This window comes from Thiohalophilus sp. (assembly GCF_034522235.1).
Lineage (GTDB): Bacteria > Pseudomonadota > Gammaproteobacteria > UBA6429 > Thiohalophilaceae > Thiohalophilus.
Genome location: NZ_JAXHLN010000003.1, coordinates 266975 through 285024 on the forward strand (window position 1 = coordinate 266975; position 18050 = coordinate 285024).

Annotated in this window: 15 protein-coding genes and 2 pseudogenes; 5 read left to right on the top strand and 12 right to left on the bottom strand. The window is 56.6% G+C overall.

Annotated elements, in window-relative coordinates; all coding sequences use genetic code 11:
• Nucleotides 1–143 precede the first annotated feature (143 nt).
• From lpdA to U5J94_RS04180, 5 genes are all read right to left on the bottom strand, one after another.
• Nucleotides 144–1583, bottom strand: a complete 1440-nt coding sequence (gene lpdA, locus U5J94_RS04160; RefSeq protein WP_322564378.1) for a dihydrolipoyl dehydrogenase — start codon at nt 1581–1583, stop codon at nt 144–146.
• Nucleotides 1584–1768: 185 nt separating this feature from the next.
• Complete coding sequence (gene odhB, locus U5J94_RS04165) at nt 1769–2983, bottom strand: 2-oxoglutarate dehydrogenase complex dihydrolipoyllysine-residue succinyltransferase (protein ID WP_322564379.1); 1215 nt, start codon at nt 2981–2983, stop codon at nt 1769–1771.
• Nucleotides 2984–3007: 24 nt separating this feature from the next.
• Entirely contained in the window at nt 3008–5827 is a 2820-nt protein-coding gene (locus tag U5J94_RS04170; RefSeq protein ID WP_322564380.1) for a 2-oxoglutarate dehydrogenase E1 component, read from the bottom strand.
• 171 nt (nt 5828–5998) lie between these two features.
• On the bottom strand, nt 5999–7486 hold the full coding sequence (locus U5J94_RS04175) for an FMN-binding glutamate synthase family protein (RefSeq protein WP_416224188.1): 1488 nt from the start codon (nt 7484–7486) through the stop codon (nt 5999–6001).
• 20 nt (nt 7487–7506) lie between these two features.
• The gene (locus U5J94_RS04180; protein ID WP_322564382.1) at nt 7507–9783 is read right to left on the bottom strand and encodes a bifunctional diguanylate cyclase/phosphodiesterase; all 2277 of its coding nucleotides are present in this window, start codon (nt 9781–9783) and stop codon (nt 7507–7509) included.
• A gap of 342 nt (nt 9784–10125) precedes the next feature.
• Between U5J94_RS04180 and U5J94_RS04185 the strand changes: the two genes are divergently transcribed.
• The 4 genes from U5J94_RS04185 to U5J94_RS04200 all read left to right on the top strand — a co-directional run bounded on the left by U5J94_RS04185 (nt 10126) and on the right by U5J94_RS04200 (nt 11843).
• On the top strand, nt 10126–10560 hold the full coding sequence (locus U5J94_RS04185) for a DUF6789 family protein (protein WP_322564383.1): 435 nt from the start codon (nt 10126–10128) through the stop codon (nt 10558–10560).
• A gap of 12 nt (nt 10561–10572) precedes the next feature.
• Complete coding sequence (locus U5J94_RS04190; protein WP_322564384.1) at nt 10573–10974, top strand: thioredoxin family protein; 402 nt, start codon at nt 10573–10575, stop codon at nt 10972–10974.
• Between the two features lie 80 nt (nt 10975–11054).
• Nucleotides 11055–11660, top strand: coding sequence for a sigma-70 family RNA polymerase sigma factor (locus tag U5J94_RS04195; RefSeq protein ID WP_322564385.1), 606 nt, complete (start codon nt 11055–11057; stop codon nt 11658–11660).
• Nucleotides 11661–11666: 6 nt separating this feature from the next.
• Nucleotides 11667–11843, top strand: coding sequence for a zf-HC2 domain-containing protein (locus U5J94_RS04200; protein WP_322564386.1), 177 nt, complete (start codon nt 11667–11669; stop codon nt 11841–11843).
• Between the two features lie 300 nt (nt 11844–12143).
• Here the strand turns inward: U5J94_RS04200 and U5J94_RS04205 are convergent, their stop codons facing one another.
• From U5J94_RS04205 to U5J94_RS04225, 5 genes and pseudogenes are all read right to left on the bottom strand, one after another.
• Nucleotides 12144–12737: a DoxX family protein gene (locus U5J94_RS04205; protein WP_322564387.1), complete on the bottom strand. Its 594-nt coding sequence runs from the start codon at nt 12735–12737 to the stop codon at nt 12144–12146.
• Nucleotides 12738–12935: 198 nt separating this feature from the next.
• Nucleotides 12936–13268 (bottom strand): hypothetical protein, encoded by a 333-nt coding sequence (locus U5J94_RS04210; RefSeq protein ID WP_322564388.1) that lies wholly within the window; start codon nt 13266–13268, stop codon nt 12936–12938.
• A gap of 258 nt (nt 13269–13526) precedes the next feature.
• Nucleotides 13527–13691: pseudogene (locus U5J94_RS04215) on the bottom strand (alkene reductase); the annotation flags it as partial.
• Between the two features lie 92 nt (nt 13692–13783).
• A pseudogene (locus U5J94_RS15210) lies at nt 13784–13876 on the bottom strand (aldehyde dehydrogenase family protein); the annotation flags it as partial.
• A gap of 72 nt (nt 13877–13948) precedes the next feature.
• Nucleotides 13949–15640 (bottom strand): acetolactate synthase large subunit, encoded by a 1692-nt coding sequence (locus U5J94_RS04225; RefSeq protein WP_322564391.1) that lies wholly within the window; start codon nt 15638–15640, stop codon nt 13949–13951.
• Nucleotides 15641–16180: 540 nt separating this feature from the next.
• Here U5J94_RS04225 and U5J94_RS04230 point away from each other — a divergent pair.
• The gene (locus U5J94_RS04230; protein ID WP_322564392.1) at nt 16181–16642 is read left to right on the top strand and encodes a hypothetical protein; all 462 of its coding nucleotides are present in this window, start codon (nt 16181–16183) and stop codon (nt 16640–16642) included.
• Between the two features lie 68 nt (nt 16643–16710).
• Here the strand turns inward: U5J94_RS04230 and tatC are convergent, their stop codons facing one another.
• Both tatC and tatB read right to left on the bottom strand, forming a co-directional pair.
• The gene (gene tatC, locus U5J94_RS04235; RefSeq protein ID WP_322564393.1) at nt 16711–17634 is read right to left on the bottom strand and encodes a twin-arginine translocase subunit TatC; all 924 of its coding nucleotides are present in this window, start codon (nt 17632–17634) and stop codon (nt 16711–16713) included.
• Nucleotides 17609–18016, bottom strand: coding sequence for a Sec-independent protein translocase protein TatB (tatB, locus tag U5J94_RS04240; RefSeq protein ID WP_322564394.1), 408 nt, complete (start codon nt 18014–18016; stop codon nt 17609–17611). The genes tatC and tatB overlap by 26 nt, the downstream gene beginning before the upstream one ends.
• Nucleotides 18017–18050 lie beyond the last annotated feature (34 nt).

The following is an 18050-nucleotide window of genomic DNA, read 5'->3' on the forward strand; positions in this document are numbered from 1 at the left end:
GTCCAGTGATCAGGTCCAGTGATCAAGTTCAGTCGATCAAGCCCGGTGATCAGGTCCTGTATAGTGGACCCTTGCCACACTGCGGTAACGCGAGGCGCAAAATCGCAGCAGGTGATTCAGCGATTGCCGGTGTGGCTCGACCGTCAATGTTTCTTTTTACGTGGCGGGGCGCGATGGATCGCCCGATCCGCCACATCCAGCGCGGCTTCGTGGAAGGTTTCGGACAGGGTCGGGTGGGCGAACATCGTCAGGGCCAGATCCTCGGCGCTGGTGGCGAAGGCGCGGGCGACCACCGCCTGGGCGATCAGCTCGGAGGCCTGCGGGCCGAGCATGTGCACGCCCAGTACCCGATCGGTGCGGGCATCGGCCAGGACCTTGATGATCCCCTCGGTGTCGCCGGCGGCGCGGGCCCGGCCGTTGGCGCTGAAGGGAAACTGGCCGACACGATAGTCGACGCCGGTCTCTTTGAGTTGTTGCTCCGTGCGCCCGGTCCAGGCAATCTCCGGATGGGTGTAGATCACCAACGGAATGTTGTCGTAATCCACCTCGGCAAATTGCCCGGCAATCCGTTCGGCCACGGCCATGCCCTCTTCCATGCTCTTGTGCGCCAGCATGGGACCGGGGATTAGATCGCCGACGGCATACACTTTATTCAGGCCGGTGCGATAGTGATCGTCCACCTGCACAAAGCCGCGCTCGTCGCTGCTCAGGCTCAGGTCGTCGCTGCATAACGCCTCGCTGTTGGGCCGCCGGCCCACCGCGACGATCAGCTTGTCGCATTCCAGGCTCTGGCTGCCCTGGCCATCGGTATAGTCCACTCTGACGGTGTTGCCGGTGTGGACCGCGTCGACCCGGGTGCCCAGGCGAATATCCAGACCTTGCTGGCCGAGCAGCTTGTTGGCCTGTTTGGCAATCGTATTGTCGGCATCGGGCAGGAAGGTTTCCTGCGCCTCGAGTACCACCACCTCGGCCCCCAGGCGTTGCCAGACGCTGCCCAGTTCCAGGCCGATGACGCCGGCGCCGATAATGCCGAGGCGTTTGGGAACCGATTCAAAGGCCAGCGCGCCGGTGGAGTCGACTACCTGCTTGCCATCGAACGGGGCAAAGGGCAGCTCGACCGGGCGCGAGCCGCTTGCCAGAATCACGTGTTCGGCCATCAGTTGTGTGGTGGTGTTGTCATGAGCGACGACGTCGACCCGGTTGTTTTGCCCGAGGGTGCCGCGTCCGGCATAAAAGGCGACCTGGTTGGCCTTGAACAGCGACTGGATGCCGCCGGTCAGATCCCGGACCACCTGTTGTTTGCGAGTTTGCATGGCGGCCAGATCCAGTTCAAGTTGGCCGATGCGGATACCGTGTTCGGCAAACTGCTGTTGCGCCTGCTGATAATGGTGCGAGGATTCCAGCAGCGCCTTGGAGGGAATGCAGCCGATATTCAGACAGGTGCCGCCGGGCGAGGGCTTGTTCTGTTCATCGAGATAGTCATCGATACAGGCGACCCTGAAGCCCAGCTGGGCGCAGCGGATGGCGGCCACATAACCGGCCGGTCCGGCGCCAATCACAACCACATCGTACTGTTCATTCATCTCGGGCTCCTCAAGGCCGTGTCAGGCCGGGCAAAAAGTTCCGAATACCGAAACATGAAAGTTTAAGACATTGCTTTGCTGTGTTTATGCCCTCAGGGGTGCTCGCAATGACCTTAATCAGTGGGGTCATTGCGAGGAACAAGGTGACGAAGCAATCTCTTTGAACGGGCATTCGGAACATGACATCAGATATCGAGCAGCATGCGTGCCGGATCCTCGATGCATTCCTTGATGGTCACCAGAAACTGCACCGCTTCGCGACCGTCCACCAGGCGATGATCATAAGAGAGCGCCACGTACATCATCGGTCGTATGACGATCTCGTCATCGATCACCACCGGACGCTTTTCGATCTTATGCATCCCGAGAATAGCACTTTGTGGCGGGTTGAGAATCGGGGTGGAAAGCATCGATCCGAAAATGCCGCCGTTGGTGATGGAAAACGTGCCGCCTGTGATCTCGTCCAGTGACAGCTTGCCGCTCTGGGCCCGTTCGGCATAATCGGCGATCTGTTTTTCGATCCGGGCCATGCTCAGCGCGTCGGCGTCGCGCAGGATCGGCACCACGAGTCCGCGCGGTGAACCGACCGCAATGCCGATGTCGTAAAAGCCGTGATAGACGATCTCCTCGCCGTCGATGGAGGCGTTGATCTCGGGAAAACGCTGCAGCGCCTCGAGACAGGCCTGGACGAAAAACGACATGAAGCCGAGTTTGACCCCGTGCTGTTTTTCGAACTTATCTTTATAGCGGGCGCGCAGATCCATCACCGGCTGCATGTCGATCTCGTTGAAGGTGGTGAGGATCGCCGCGGTTTGCTGAACCTCGACCAGCCGTTCGGCGATACGTGCGCGCAGGCGGCTCATGGGCACCCGTTTTTGGGGGCGTTCCCCCGGCTCGGCGACGGGTGTTGAGGGGGGTGCTGGTTGCGCTCCTTTTTGTGCCTGGGGCTGGCCTTTGTCCAGATACGCCTGCACGTCCTCCTTGAGGATCCGTCCGTCCTTGCCACTGCCTTTAATCCGGTTCGGATCAAGCTGGTGCTCGGCAATCAGCTTTTTCGCGGCCGGGGCGAGCCGGGGTTCCGCCTCGCCTTCAGGTTTGCTTTGGGGCGGAGTTTGTGCTTTAGCCGGCGCTTCGGAGGATTCGGTATCGGACGGTACGGCGTCGCCGGCCTGCATGCGGGCAATCACCTGTTCCGAGCTGACCGTGTCGCCCTGCTGGACGAGCAGGTCTCCCATCACGCCGTCTTCGGGGGCATTGACCTCAAACACCACTTTGTCGGTTTCGATCTCGGCCAGCAGTTCATCCTGGCGAACCGCCTCGCCCGGTTGTTTGTGCCACTCGATCAACGTGCCTTCGGTGACCGATTCGGGAAACTGTGCGACCTTGATATCAATGGCCATGATCGATTCCTTTGTCTTTTATTGTCAGGAGGGGGTGCCCAGCGCGTCGGCGACCAGGTTTTCCTGTTGCTGTTTGTGCAGGGAAGGATAGCCGACCGCCGGGGCGGCCATCAGCGGACGACCGGCATACTGCAGACCATGCTGCTCGCCGATCGCCCGGCGCATGTGATGCTGACTGGAATACCAGGCGCCCTGGTTCATGGGTTCTTCCTGGCACCAGATGTACTCCTGCACATTCGGATAGCGTTTGAGCGCGGCTTGCAAGGTCTTTTCGGGGAACGGGTATAACTGTTCGATGCGAAGGATCGCCACATCATCGCGTTGATCCTGCCGGCGCCGGTGATCGAGATCATAGTAGACCTTGCCGCTACAGAGTATCACCCGCTTGACCGACTCCGGATTTTGAACCTGTTCGTCATCGATAACCCGATAGAATTTTCCTTTGCTTAACTCGCTTAACGGCCGGGAGGCTTCGGGCAGGCGCAGCAGGCTCTTGGGGGTCATGACGATCAACGGTCGGCGACACTGGCGGAGCACCTGGCGGCGCAACAGATGAAAGATCTGCGCCGCATGGGTCGGAATACAGACCTGCATGTTGTTTTGCGCGCACAATTGTAAAAACCGCTCCAGCCGTGCCGAGGAGTGTTCCGGTCCCTGGCCTTCATAGCCGTGGGGTAAAAACAGGGTAATGCCACAGAGGCGATTCCATTTTTGCTCGGCGGCGCTGATGAACTGATCGATCACCACCTGCGCCCCGTTGGCAAAATCGCCGAACTGGGCTTCCCAGATGACCAGCGTTTTGGGGTCCGTTGTCGAATAGCCGTACTCAAACGCCAGCACGGCCTCTTCCGAGAGCAGGGAGTTGATCACCAGAAAGTTGGCCTGATCGTCGGACAGATCACGCAGGGGCACATAGGTCTCGCCATCGCGCTGGTTGTAGAGCACGGCCTGACGATGAAAAAAGGTGCCGCGGCCGCTGTCTTCGCCGGAGAGTCGGATGGGGTAGGCCTCGTGCAACAGGCTGGCATAGGCCAGGGTTTCGGCAAAGCCCCAGTCCATCGCCAGTTCGCCGGATGCCATGCGCCGGCGGTTGTCCATGATCTTCTCGACCGTGCGATGGAGTTTAAAGTCTTCGGGCAGACGATCCAGCCGCTCGTGCAAGGCCTGCAGGGTTTGCGGGTCCACTGTGGTGTCGATGTCGCTGACACAGTCGCGGGTATGATAGGCACTCCAGTCGGCACTGTAGGGGTAATCGGCCTGCTCGGGCGGGATCATCTCGTGGACCACCGGCCGGTTGTGCTCCAGCGCGTCGCGATAATCCGCGATCATCTGTTTGGCGTCGGCGGCATCGATAATGCCTTCACCTTCAAGTCGCTGCTGATACAGATCCCGGCAGCTTTGTAATTTTTTGATGTGTTGATACATCAGCGGCTGGGTCGCCATGGGTTCGTCGGCTTCGCTATGCCCGTGACGCCGATAACAGACCAGATCGATGATCACATCCTTGTAGAAGCGCATGCGGTAATCGAGCGCCAGCTGCGTGAGAAACAGCACGGCCTCGGGATCGTCGGCGTTGACGTGGAATATGGGCGCATTGACCATTTTTGCCACGTCGGTGCAGTAGAGAGTCGAGCGGGCCTCGTCCTGATTGCTGGTGGTAAAGCCGATCTGGTTATTGATGACAATATGTACGGTGCCCTTGGTGGAAAAGCCGCGCGACTGGGACATATTGAGCGTCTCCATCACCACGCCCTGCCCGGAAAAGGCGGCATCGCCATGGATCAGCACCGGCACCACCTGTTTACCCTCCCAGTCCTGGCGCCGATCCTGGCGGGCACGCACCGAGCCCTCGACGACCGGATCCACGATCTCCAGGTGCGAGGGATTGAACGCCAGCGCCACATGCAACAGGCCGCCGGGCGTGTTGAGATTGGAGGAGAAGCCGAGATGGTATTTCACATCGCCGGTGCCGTTGCCATTGCCGGGATGGACGCCCTCGAATTCGCGAAACAGCTCTTCCGGTGTTTTGCCCAGCACGTTCACCAGCAGATTGAGCCGACCGCGATGGGCCATGCCGATGGCCATCTCTTTGACGCCGCTTTCGCCGCCATGCTGGATCAGCCGGTGCAGCATCGGGATCAGGCTCTCGGCGCCCTCCAGGGAGAAGCGTTTCTGGCCCACGTATTTATTGTGCAGATATTTTTCCAGGGTCTCGGCCGCGGTCAGACGACTGAACAGATCGCGCTTCTGGGTTTCGGAGAGATCGGCATGGCCCCGGGCGGATTCGAGATAGTACTGAATCCAGCGTTTTTCCGTCGTGTCGACCAGATACATGTACTCGGAGCCGAGCGAACCGCAGTAGGTGTTGACCAGAATATTGATGATCTCGGCCAGTCGCGCCCGATCCGGGCCGACCAGCGAGCCGGTTTCAAACTCGGTATCCAGATCGGCATCGCTGAGCTCGTGATGCGCCAGCGTCACCTCGGGAATTTCGGGTGCCTCGCGCAGGCCGAGCGGATCCAGATCGGCCAGCTGATGCCCCCGGAAGCGGTAGGCGTTGATTAATTGCAGGACCTTGACCTGCTTGTGAATGAGTTCCACGTCGACATCGGCCTGCCGGCGTGTCGGGGTTAGATGACGGAACTGGGCACGAATCGCCGCGTGGGAGATGTCCTTGTCGATGCCATCCACTTTGGGCAGTTCACGGAACAGCGCCTGCCACTGGGGATCCACTGACCTGGGATCCTGCAGATAATCTTCGTAAAGCTGCTCGAGATAACCGGCGTTGGTGCCGGCAAAAGCGGAGTTTCTCCAGCGGGTTTTCAAATCGGACTCATCGGACATGGGCCGACATCCTTGTAACAATTCTCGGGTAGTTGTACCTGTCAGGTTGACTCGTGTTCATACCTGTTATTTCGGCAGATTCAGCAGATTTTTCAAGTGGAAAATCACTGAATCGCTATTTCGAGCGTACTGACAGAGGCAGCATGAAACCCGGTAGATATCACCAGCATACTACTGTCGGTAGTCAGATAACACCTCCGGTTTGGGGTAAAGCGTGCTCATCAGAACGGATTTGCCATCCGGTTGAACAAGTCGGCAATGCGCGCGGGTCAGTGCCCGCTGGTGCGGGACGCCGCACGAGTGCGCGATCAGCGCCGTGCCGTAATGGATCTTGTCGACGAAATTCTTCACCTTGACCGATTTTTCCTCCGGGTTCAGGCCTTTTTGCAGGCGGGGATCGTGTGTGGTGACGCCGGTCGGGCAGGTGTTGCGATTGCATTTCATCGCCTGAATACAGCCCAGAGAAAACATAAAGCCGCGGGCGGAGTTGACGAAATCGGCGCCACTGCATAACGCCCAGGCAACGCCGGAGGGCGTGATCAGTTTGCCAGAGGCGATCACCCGGATTCGATCGCGCAAACCGTAACGGGTCAGGATATCCACCACAGTGGGCAGTGACTCCTTGATCGGCAGTCCGACATCGTCCATCAGTGGCATCGGTGCGGCACCGGTGCCGCCGTCGCAGCTGTCCACCGTGATAAAATCCGGTGCGGTTTTGATACCCCGGTGTTGTATTTCGCGGCACAGTTGCGTCAGCCATTCGTCTTCACCGAGCACAAGCTTGAAGCCGGTCGGCTTGCCCGTCGCTTCACGTACGACATCGATAAAATCCAGCAACTCCGCGGTATTTCCGATTTCGAGGTGGCGGTTGGGCGAGATTGAATCCATGCCGGGGGTAATGCCGCGGATCCGGGCAATTTCGGGCGTGACTTTCGTCCCCGGCAGGATCCCGCCCTTGCCGGGCTTGGCGCCCTGGCTTAACTTGATTTCGAACATTTTAATCTGTGACGAAGCGGCAAGCTCGTGCAGGCGTTCAACATCAAACTGGCCTTCGGGATTACGCACGCCATACCTGGCCGTGCCGATCTGGAAGACCAGATCGCATCCCCCTTCCAGATGATAGGGTGCCAGCCCGCCCTCGCCGGTGTTCAGCCAGCAGCCGGCCAGTTTGGCCCCGTGTGACAGGGCGCGTACGGCAGGCTTGGAAAGCGCGCCATAGCTCATGGCGGAAATGTTAATCAATGAAGTCGGTTCATAGGGATGCGGGCAGTAAGGCCCGATGACAACCGGTGGCGGTTCGCTGGTGTGCTCCATCAATGTCGGAAAAGAGGTATTCACAAACAGTGGCGTGCCGGGGGGCGTCAGGTTTTTCGTGGAGCCGAAGGCCACGGTATTGTCGTGTCCGGAGGCGGATTTATAAACCCACTCCCGTTCGGCGCGATTGAAAGGCATCTCCTCGCGATCCATGGCAAAGAAATACTGGCGGAAAAATTCGCCCAGCGAGCTGAACAGATAACGAAACCGGCCTATAACAGGATAATTGTGCCGGATAGCATCTTTCTTCTGGGAAATGTCCCGGATAAAAACAATAATGATGATTAATACCACAAGGCCGACAACAAAAACGAACAATGTTGCCAGAAAGATCAGCGCCTGCATGGTGACGTCAGATAGTAGGGTCATGTTATCTCCCTCTTGTTGCTTGATTCCGGACGGGTTTCGAGAAAAAGTTTTTCATATTCATCAGCTGGAACAGGGCGACCGAAAAGATAGCCCTGCATAATATCGCAGCCGTATTCGCTGAGCATTTTTTGCTGCTCCGGGGTTTCGACACCTTCGGCGACAATCTCAAGGTCGAGATGATGCCCCAGCTCGATAATGGAACGCACGATGGCCCGATCAGACGGACTGTTTTCCAGTTGTTTGACAAAGGATTGATCGACCTTGAGTGTCTGGATTGGAAATTGCTTGAGGTAGGCTAAAGAAGAAAAGCCCGTGCCGAAGTCATCGATCGCCAGTTTGACTCCAAGGCGGCGTAGCCGGTGCATTATATCGATCGATGAATCGATGGATATGGCAACCCCTTCGGTGATTTCAAGTTCCAGGTATCTGGCATCCAGACCGGTTTCGCGCAGAACCTGGGCAACGAGATCGGGAAGCTCGTTGGTAAACTGGTGGGCGGAAATATTGACAGCGACGGGTAATTGGTCATGTGATTGCCATAGCAGGTTACGGGTGCAGGCGGTACGCAAAATCCACTCACCGATCTGAGTGATACTGCCTGTTTCCTCGGCAAGGGGAATGAATTCGGCCGGCGATATCATCCCGTATTTGGGATGCTGCCAGCGCACCAGGGCTTCCGCACCGACGAGGTTGCCGCCGGGCAGATCGATTTTGGGCTGATAGTAGATCAGCAGCTCATTTCCGGCTATTGCCTGACGCAGATCATGAGACAACTCAAGTCGTAACAGGGCGTCGGCGTTCATCTCGGATTGATAGACACAAACCCCGTTGCCACCTTTATTGCTGATGCTGCGCATGGCACTTTCGGCGTTTTTGAGCAGTTGAAATATATCCATGCCATGCTCGGGAAAGTACGCCAGCCCGACACTCATGGTAAGTGACAGAATATGATTGTCAACAAGAACGGGATCCCGGGCGATACGTCGTAAATGTTCAGAGAGTTCACCGGAAAACAATTCGTCCGCATTGTCCGCCAGAATGACGAAATGATCGCCTTCCAGTCGGTAAATTTTAATCGGATTGTCGTACTCCGTTTCAGAGAAACAGTGTTGCAGGCGGTTCGCCACAGAGGTGATCAGCTCATCGCCCGCAAGATGGCCCAGGCTTTGAGATACCATGCTGAAACGATCAATATTGGCTATGGCGACTGCAATAAGGTTGTCAGGCCTGTTTTTCGAAATCATTGCCGCGACATCTTTTTCCAGCTGCCGTCGATTGGCCAGATCAGTCAATGAATCATGATAGGCCAGATATTCATTGCGATTTTCGGCGCTGCGGCGCGCGGTAATATCCTGCAAATAGACATGGCAGGTGTCGAAATCCTCCAGGTATTGCAGGGTGCAGAAAAAAATATAGGTTGAGACTGTGTATTCAAAACGCATTAGAGGCGCATGTCTGGTGTGCATTGCATTGATATTTTTTTGAAGGTTTGGTGGCAGCAACCTCTCTATCTCCCCGCTGTTCGGGAAAATAACGCTGTGCATGTTATAGGCGGCCGGGTTGGCAAACAGAACCTTGCCGTGCGTATCAATCTGAAAGACCGGGTTGGGATTGCGTTCCGGAAACAAAGCCAGCAAACGCCGGGCCCGGGCGTCGGACAACTGTTGATAGGCGTAATGGACGAAAAACAAAGCCAGAACAAATATCACCGCGCTCACGGCGACCACCAGGTAAAACATCTCCAGCGAGGCCGCGGAGACGTAGTTACCGCGTTCGGCAACCTGGCGTTCAACCGAGCGGACAAAACGTTCCAGCCGGTTGTTGAGCGAGCGGGAGACGACGGCGACCTCGCCGAGTATCCGGCGCGCCTCGTCCCAGTCTGTTGAATCGGCAGTCAATACCTGGTCGAGCTTTTTTGCCAGCTTCTGTAGCACCGAATGTTCGTTCTGTAATTCGGCGAGCTCGGGATTGTCCGCAAAGGTCCTGGCCAGCCACTCCATACCGTCATTAACCCGTCTGCTATTGCGGCTGTACGAGGTCAGATAACTGTCACGGTCGGTGTCGGTGTAATAGCGGTAGAGAATCGGTTCACGGGCGGTGACCGCCTGTTTGAGATCGGCAATCCGGTGCAGGTGCGCGATATCGTCGTTGCTCAGGCGCAATATCTCGTCGCGGACGTTCTGACCCTGCTGGTAAATATAGATCGAAAGTACCGAGCCGAGACCGAGCACGGCAAGATAGACCAAAAACCACCAGCGGCGTCCAAAGTTCATGGTATCTCTTTTCAGGTTAGTTATAAGACAGACATGTCATGATAAGCTATGAGAGGCCCTGCCGGGCGATATCCGACTAACTCTCTGGCTAATCCTGCAGGTCATGCTGGCGTTAGCCTGCGTGATACCCCTGCTGATACGCAGAGTGTCAGGTAGCGCTGCGCGCAACCTGACCTACTTTCTGCGCACCTTTCAGGGACAGTTATTTAGACGTCCGGGAGGGTCACACCTTACAGCCCGTCGCGAAATGCGATGTCTGACGTTTGTAAGGATTCTGGCCGTTAGACGACCAACCTGCAAGAAGCCGGGGTTGGCCCGGCAAAATATGACAAGGAGAGAAAAATGAAGAATGTGACTAATGGTCTGATGGCCGGCCTGGCTGCCACTGTCGTACTTTCGGTACTCATGGTGCTAAAAGGCATGATGGGGCTGATGCCCGATTTGAACGTGATCGCTATGCTGTCTGCCCAGATGAGTTCAGGGCCGGCCATGGGCTGGCTCGCCCATTTTATGATCGGTGTTATCGGTTACGGCCTGGCCTATAGCCTGGTATTCGGCAATCTGCCACTGGGTGGCCATGGGCTGCGCGGGATTATTCTGGGTGTCGCGGGCTGGCTGGTGATGATGGTGGCAGTGATGCCAATGATGGGGGCCGGTTTGTTTGGCGTAGCGATGCCCAGCGGTATGATGGTCCCGGTCGCCACTCTGGTATTGCATGTCATTTTTGGGCTGGTCCTCGGCCTGGTCTATAACAAACTCAGCCACGCCGGATACTGAGCCGGTTTCTCCATGAATCTGTTCATTTTCGGGCTGATTCTCGCGGTCGTCGGTTTTCTGCTCTGGTGGCAATGGTCCATGCTGCGCCAGGCCCGGCGCTACGTGGGCCGGCCGGCGCCGGATACCACCGCAGTCGACGGGGCGAACAGGGCGGCGCGACGAATCTATTTCTTCCATGCGGTCCATTGCGGCCCCTGCCGGGCCGTGGCCCCGCTCGTGGATCGGCTGTGCCGGGAATACCCTAATCTGGTCAAGGTGGATGTGGCCAGCCACCCGGCGCTGGCACGCCGGTTTGGCGTGGCCGCCACACCCTCTTTTATCATTGTCGCAAACGACCGGATCGATGAGGTCAGACTCGGCGGCGTCACGGAGGCGTGGCTGCGCAACCGTCTGAATATTGAGGAGGCGCCTTGACAGCGCATACTGTCAGGATACCGCCTGGCCAATGGCTCGGTTACAATGGGGCAAATTTTTTACCCGGGGCTATTTCCGCCATGCGCCAGCCATCACAGGGTGCCGACAATCCGCGGGCCAGCGGGCCTTTCTCCGAGGCGAATATCGCCGCACTGCGCCATGATATGCTGCGCTTTGCCCGCTTTCAGCTGCGTGATGAGGCCGCCGCGGAAGATGCGGTGCAGGAGGCGCTGGCTGCAGCCTACCTCGCCCGCGACGGTTTTGCCGGCCGCTCCCAGCTCAAGACCTGGGTCTTCTCGATCCTGCGCAACAAGATCATCGATATGCTGCGCTATCGCTCCCGTCATCCGACACAGAGTTTGACCGCCGAGGACGGCAGCGATGTGGAGATCGAACAGCTCTTTAATGAGAAAGGCGAGTGGCGCAAGGAAAAGCGGCCGGCAAACTGGGGCGATCCCGAAAACGAGCTCGATAATGAGCAGTTCTGGCACATCTTCGAGCTGTGCCTGGCAGAACTGACCGAACAGTCGACACGGGTGTTTACCCTGCGCGAATTTCTCGGCTTTGAAACGGCGGAGATCTGCGCTCAGCTTGAGATCAGCGAAAGCAATTGCTGGGTGATACTGCACCGGGCACGTTCACGGCTGCGGCTGTGCCTCGAAAAAGAATGGTTTGCACAGGGGTAATGCACGATGCTCAATTGTAAAGATACCACCAAACTTTTGTCGCAACAGCAGGATGAGTCCCTGTCGTTTCGCAAACGGGTGGCCCTGCGGTTTCATCTGATGATGTGTTCGGGTTGCCGTAACTACAACAAGCAGATCGATTTTATCCATAAAGCCTGTCAGCGTTTCAGCGGTAAAAATTAGACACGTCGACCTGTCAGGGCTGGTTCTCCCTGATTAAACCCTGACAAACCGCCGACGTTGGCGGTGAGACACAACCAGGCTGTGCCGTAGAGGAAAAAAGCTGAGCTCTCGCACAGACGCCACGGCGCAAAGCAATCTGATATTGCTCATTCTCCGCGTCTCTGCGAGAGTTTTGTGCACCTTTTAGGAATGGTTATTCAGCTTTTTACCACGTATTACATTCATGTCACCGAGGACATCCAGACATAAAAAAGCCGGTCCAGGGTGGACCGGCAACGATTCACGAGGAGGCTGCGTGAATCAAGTGACCAGCTTTCGGCCAATCCAGTAATCCAGGCTGACATAACGTCCCGCGCCGTGGAAGAACAACACCAGTAGCATGATGAAATAAGTCGCGGCAAACTCAATGCCGTTTTTCAAAATTGTGATACTGCCATATTCGGTCAACCAGCTGTAATTGCCGTGTTCTTTGAGGATTTCACGCGCCATGTCGCGGCGTTCAACGGCACCTTCAATCATATCCATGCGCCATTCCCAGGGTACGGTCAGGGTGGTTTCGGGCAGGGCATGCCAGCCGTTTTCCCAGTGCGCGGTGGTGGCGGCCATGATCATGGTGACCATCAGGGGGATAGCAAACCAGCGTGTGGCCAGCCCGATCAGGATGGCGATTCCACCAAAGAATTCCGCGGCGCCGGCCAGCAGGGCCATCAGCATGGGAGCCGGCATACCCAGCATCTCACCGAAATAATAGGCCGTATTATCCAGGGAGCTTAGCTTGCCATAGCCGGCGAGAATAAAGATCGGTGCGAGAAACAGCCGCAGTAAAAGCGGCGCGATAAAATCAAGTTGTCTGCTTTTATCCAGCAGACCTTGCAGTTTGCATAGAAAATTCATTGTATCCTCCAGACAGTTTCCCTTGTTGTGATTTATGTATCCATATTTATAGGGTAGTCAAAAAACCGCATTACAGCGTTGAATGTACTTGAAGGTAGACCGGGCTGACCGCGTCGAACAGCAGAACTGTTCGTCCGCGGCGCCCGGTAATGGCACATTGCAGGCTGAACTTGCCGGCATGCGTTTCAGGCTGCGCGCTTAACGACTACCGCCGCACTTGCCTTCACCGCATTTTCCTTCGGCATCTTTATCCTTCTTGTCTGATTTGGCGCCGCACTTGCCTTCACCACACTTTCCTTCCTTGGTTTTGGAGTCGGCGCGCTTGCCCTCGCCGCATTTCCCTTCACCGCATTTGCCTTCGGCGCCTTTTTGGGCGACCAGCATGTAACCGCCGCCCAGTTCGCTCATGGCAAAGGGATTATCGCCTGCCGGGCTGGCAGCGGAGGCGACATTGCTGGCCGCGAGTGTGGTAACAAATGTGGCGCCAACGGCCCATGAAATGGATTTGAGTGTTTTTTTTGACTGTGACATGTGAATTCTCCATCAGCTTTTAAAATACCATCCCGTTGGTGTCCTTGCGCATGGGCGGGATGGCTGGCCTGTGCGCAAGGTATTGATTAAGCGGTACCGGTACGATTGAGGTGTACTACCGCGGTCCCGCCCCGAAGAAATCCAGAACGAGTGCCAGGAGGCGGCCGTTTGGGCTTTCTTCGTTTTTCATTGGTCGTTGCAGCGAAGCATTCCTTACAGTTCTGTCCCGCAATATTCAGAAATTGTCTGTTAAAGAGATTACTGGTCGGTAGCAAGCATGTCTGCATGCTGTGCAGAAGAAGAGTAAAACGGATAATCCGTGTAACCCTTTTCGTCCCCGCCATAGAAGGTGGCGGTATCCGGATCGTTCAACGGCAGATCCTCGCAGTAACGGCGGACCAGATCGGGGTTGGCCAGGGTAAGGTCACCGGTTTGAACCGGTTCGAACAAATCAGTACTCATGAACGACTCCTTTGTTATTTTGAATACTCTCCGATGGGAAAGCGCGTTTCAATGTGCAGCATCGCGACGAAACGAAAACAGGAAAGCGGTGTGTCCTCCGCCGGTTTGACGATCACCGGACAGCCGGCGGCGACGGCCGGTCCGACCACGTCACGGTTCCCTGCGGGAGAGCGGTTATCGGCTGTCAGTGCGCAAAAGTGTGCGAGCATGAAGGTCTCCTATATCGCTCGGCTCTGTTCCTTGATGGCGTGATTGAGAATACGATCGTTGTCGATATAGTCGATTGGCACTTCAACCAGATGGACGCCGGTCTCGTTGAGGCACTGTTGCAACAGCGTTGGCAGTCCCGCTGCGGAGGCAATCCGATGTCCCCGGGCACCGTAACTGTTGGCGTACTGCACAAAGTCGGGATTGCCGTAATCCAGACCAAAATCCTCGAATCCCATGTTGGCCTGTTTCCACTTGATCATGCCGTAGGCATCGTCACGCAGGATCAGGACTACCAGATCCAGTTCGAGGCGCACCGCTGTTTCCAATTCCTGGGAGTTCATCATGAACCCACCGTCACCGCAGATCGCCATCACCTTGCGATCCGGGTGAACGATTTTGACGGCGATGGCCGAAGGCAGGCCGGCGCCCATGGTGGCCAGGGCGTTGTCCAGCAGGACGGTATTGGGCTGGTATGCCAGATAATTACGGGCGAACCAGATTTTGTAGATACCGTTATCCAGCGTAATGATCCCGTCTTCCGGCATGGCCCGGCGGATTTCTGCTACCAGCCGTTGTGGATAGAGGGGAAAGCGGTCATCCTCGACTCCTTCCCTCAGATGGGCATCGAGGTGTTGCTTGACCGTCATGAAGCGGCTGAAATCCCACTGTTTCTGTATCTTGACGCCGGTGGTGAGTCGTTCGATGCTGTCGGTGATATCGCCGATCACGCCTTGCTGGGGATGATAGACCGCGTCGACGGCGGCGGTAATGTAATTGACATGGATCACCCTGGCGTTACCGGCCTTACCGGCACCCGCCAGATCGGGGTTTTCGACTTCACCGCTATGCTCATCATCCATGATGAAAGGCGGTTTTTCGACCACGTCATGGCCGACATTGATGATCAGATCCGCCGCCTCAATGGCCCGGTGCAGATAATCCTCGCCGGAGAGGGCGGCGGTACCAAGAAACAGCGGATGGCGTTCGTCGATGACCCCTTTGCCCATCTGGGTGCTGAAAAAGGGAATGCCGCTCTTGTCGACGAAGGCGCGCAATGCCGCGCAGGTCTGGCGGCGGTTAGCGCCGGCACCGATTAACAACAGAGGATGGCGGGCCGAATGCAGCATCTGCAGCGCGGCCTCGATGGCATCGTCACTGGCGCGCGGGTTGGTGAAGTGACTGCGGGGGATCACACCGGCGTCGGTCTCGTCGCGGGCGATATCCTCGGGCAACTCCAGGTGGACCGCGCCGGGTCGCTCATCCCCGGCGCGCCGGAAGGCCTCGCGCACCCGGGCGGGAATGTTGTGGGCGCTGCTCAGTTGGCGGGTGTACTTGGTCAGCGGTTGCATCATATCCACCACGTCAACGATCTGGAATTCCCCCTGCTTGCTGGCTTTGATCGGTTTTTGGCCGGTGACCATCAGCATGGGCATTGCCCCCAGCTGGGCATAGGCCGCGGCCGTGACCAGGTTGGTGGCACCTGGCCCCAGGGTGGCAAGACAGACCCCGGTTTTACCGGTCAGTCGTCCATAGGTGGCGGCCATGAAACCGGCAGCCTGCTCGTGCCGGGTCAGGATGAGCCGGATATTCGAGTCCTTTAGTGAGTTGAGCAGGTCGAGGTTTTCTTCGCCCGGAATGCCGAAAATGTACTCCACCCCTTCGGATTCGAGTGCCTTGACAAATAGATCGGAGGCCTTCATGAAATATGTCCTGCTTCCGTTTGGTTGATGTTTTTTCGAAGCTTTCCCTGAACTGGCGGTTATCCGCGGCCTGGCTGCGCGGATAATCCATCCCGATTGCATCAAGAGCGTAATAATCGCACCGCCGTTGAGTCAGAAGGAATAAAGGTTTGGTCGCAGAAACGTCCCGGACCTTACAGCTCCCATCCGATTGCCAATGGCGGATGCCATACGTTTATGAAAACGAGCTTTGTTTGGCCTGGTCCATGGCCGGCCTGGCGGCCTGCGGGGCGGAATCTTCATCATGAAAGGTAAAGCGTGTCATGGTGCTCTCCTGGTTATAGAGTGATTATTCAATAATTCCGAGTATGGCAATACTTGAATGATCGTTCAAGTTTGTTATGATTGAAATTGAACCGAATTTTAGGGCGTCGCCAGGCCCTGCCGCGCGCAACGACGTATTCTGGTGCCGGGGTCATAGCGCCACCTGTTCATTGCCGTTGAAGCCTGGAGAGCCGGCTGCGGCAGGCCGATCAATGACCCTATATATCGAGGAAAATCATGCGAAGTTTTCTGATCAATCACAGTTACCTGGGCACGGGTGATTTGTTCGCGCCGTCGCGTTGGCTGGAGAAGTTCCTGCATCCGCACCGGCATATCGCACGGTGCCAGTATCGGGGCAAGGAGCTGACAGTGCACTGGACCCGGCGCGCACAGCGCCAGTTACAGCAGTTGGAGGAACCGTTACTGGTTGAAATGCAGCTGTATTTCTCCTGCATGGTCAAAAAACGGGTATTGTTTCACCCGGCGGACTTTGAGTCCGACAGTGATATCATCCCGGTGACGCAACATTTGTCTGTCACTGTGCGCACGGTACAGTCTGATCAATGTGATCCGGTTGAGTTTGCCCGTCACTATCCGGGTAAACGGAAGCTGGAGACGCCCGGGGCAAAAAAAATGCGCCCCCGCGAGCTGACGATAGATTTTAAACAAGGGCAATGGAGGGGAAACTTTTCAATCTAGACCCCGGCGGCCCGGGGTGAAGGCAAATGGCACTTCGGGTCTGTAATCAGTGATCGGCCTTTTGGTGCTCAATCTTTCTGAGTATCGTCGCTGTTGTCGCTGTTGTCGCTGTTGTCATCCTTGTTCAGCGCCTCTTCCTCGGCAATGGCACGATCCAGTTCGGCTTCCATTTCCGCTTGCATCTCCTCGCTACTAAGCGGGGCTTCTTCCTGCTCCGCTTCTTCGGCAGACGTCTCTTCTTCGCGCTTGCGCTTCATGATGCGCCCGAAGATGACACCGACCTCAAACAGCAGCCACATGGGCACAGCCAGGAGGGTCTGGGAAATGATGTCCGGCGGGGTCAGCAGCATGCCAACCACGAAAGCGCCTACGATGATATAGGGTCGTTTTTGCGACAGGGCTTCCGGGGTCGTGACCCCGGCCAGAATCAGCATAATGGTAGCGATGGGTACCTCGAACGCCACACCGAAAGCAAAAAACAGTTTAATGGCAAAATCGAGATAGCTGGCGATATCCGGTCGGTAGTCGATACTTTCCGAGGCGAAGCTGGAAGTGAATTCGAACACCAGCGGGAAGACCACGTAATAGGCAAAGGCCATGCCCAGGTAAAACAGGATAATGCTCGAGACGAGCAAAGGCAGAGCCAGTTTTTTCTCGTGCTTATAAAGACCGGGCGCGATGAAGGACCATATCTGATGAAGGACATAGGGGACAGAGAGAAAAAACGCAGCAATCAGGGCCAGCTTGAATGGCGTGAAGACGGGTGAGATCACCCCGATGGCAAGCATCTTGTTGCCCTCGACCAGATAGCCCTGCAGGGGCAGCGAGAAGTAATAATAGAGATCGTTGGCGACTGCCATCAGTGCCACGGTTAGAATCAAGACCAGTCCGACTATACGCAGCAGACGATCGCGCAGCTCGACCAGATGCGAGAGGAACGGCGTCTCCTGTTCCGCGCTCTGATCGTTATCGTTCGGGCTTTTCTTGCTCATCAGCTGCGGTGTCGGACGATGGTTTGTCGTTGTGGGGCTTATCGATAATTTCGGCGTCGGATTGTTCGGAGGTCTGTTCTGTCTCGTCGTCGCCGGTCGCCTTGACCAGGTAATCCGGCTTCTCTTCTTCCTCGATGGTGAAGCGGTCGCTGTTCATGATCTGCTTGATCTCGTCCAGGCCGGCATCTTCTTCAAGCGCCTTGCGCAGCTCTTCTTGTTTCATCTCGCGATCGATGTCGGATTTGACCTGGGTGACAAAACGGCGCGTGCGGCCGACCCACTTGCCGACATTGCGGGCCACCGCAGGCAAGCGTTCGGGGCCGACGACCACCAGGGCCACGACCGTGATGATAATCAGTTCAAGAAAGCCGATATCAAACATAGCGTAAAAGGGACGAGTGACGAGGGACGAGGGA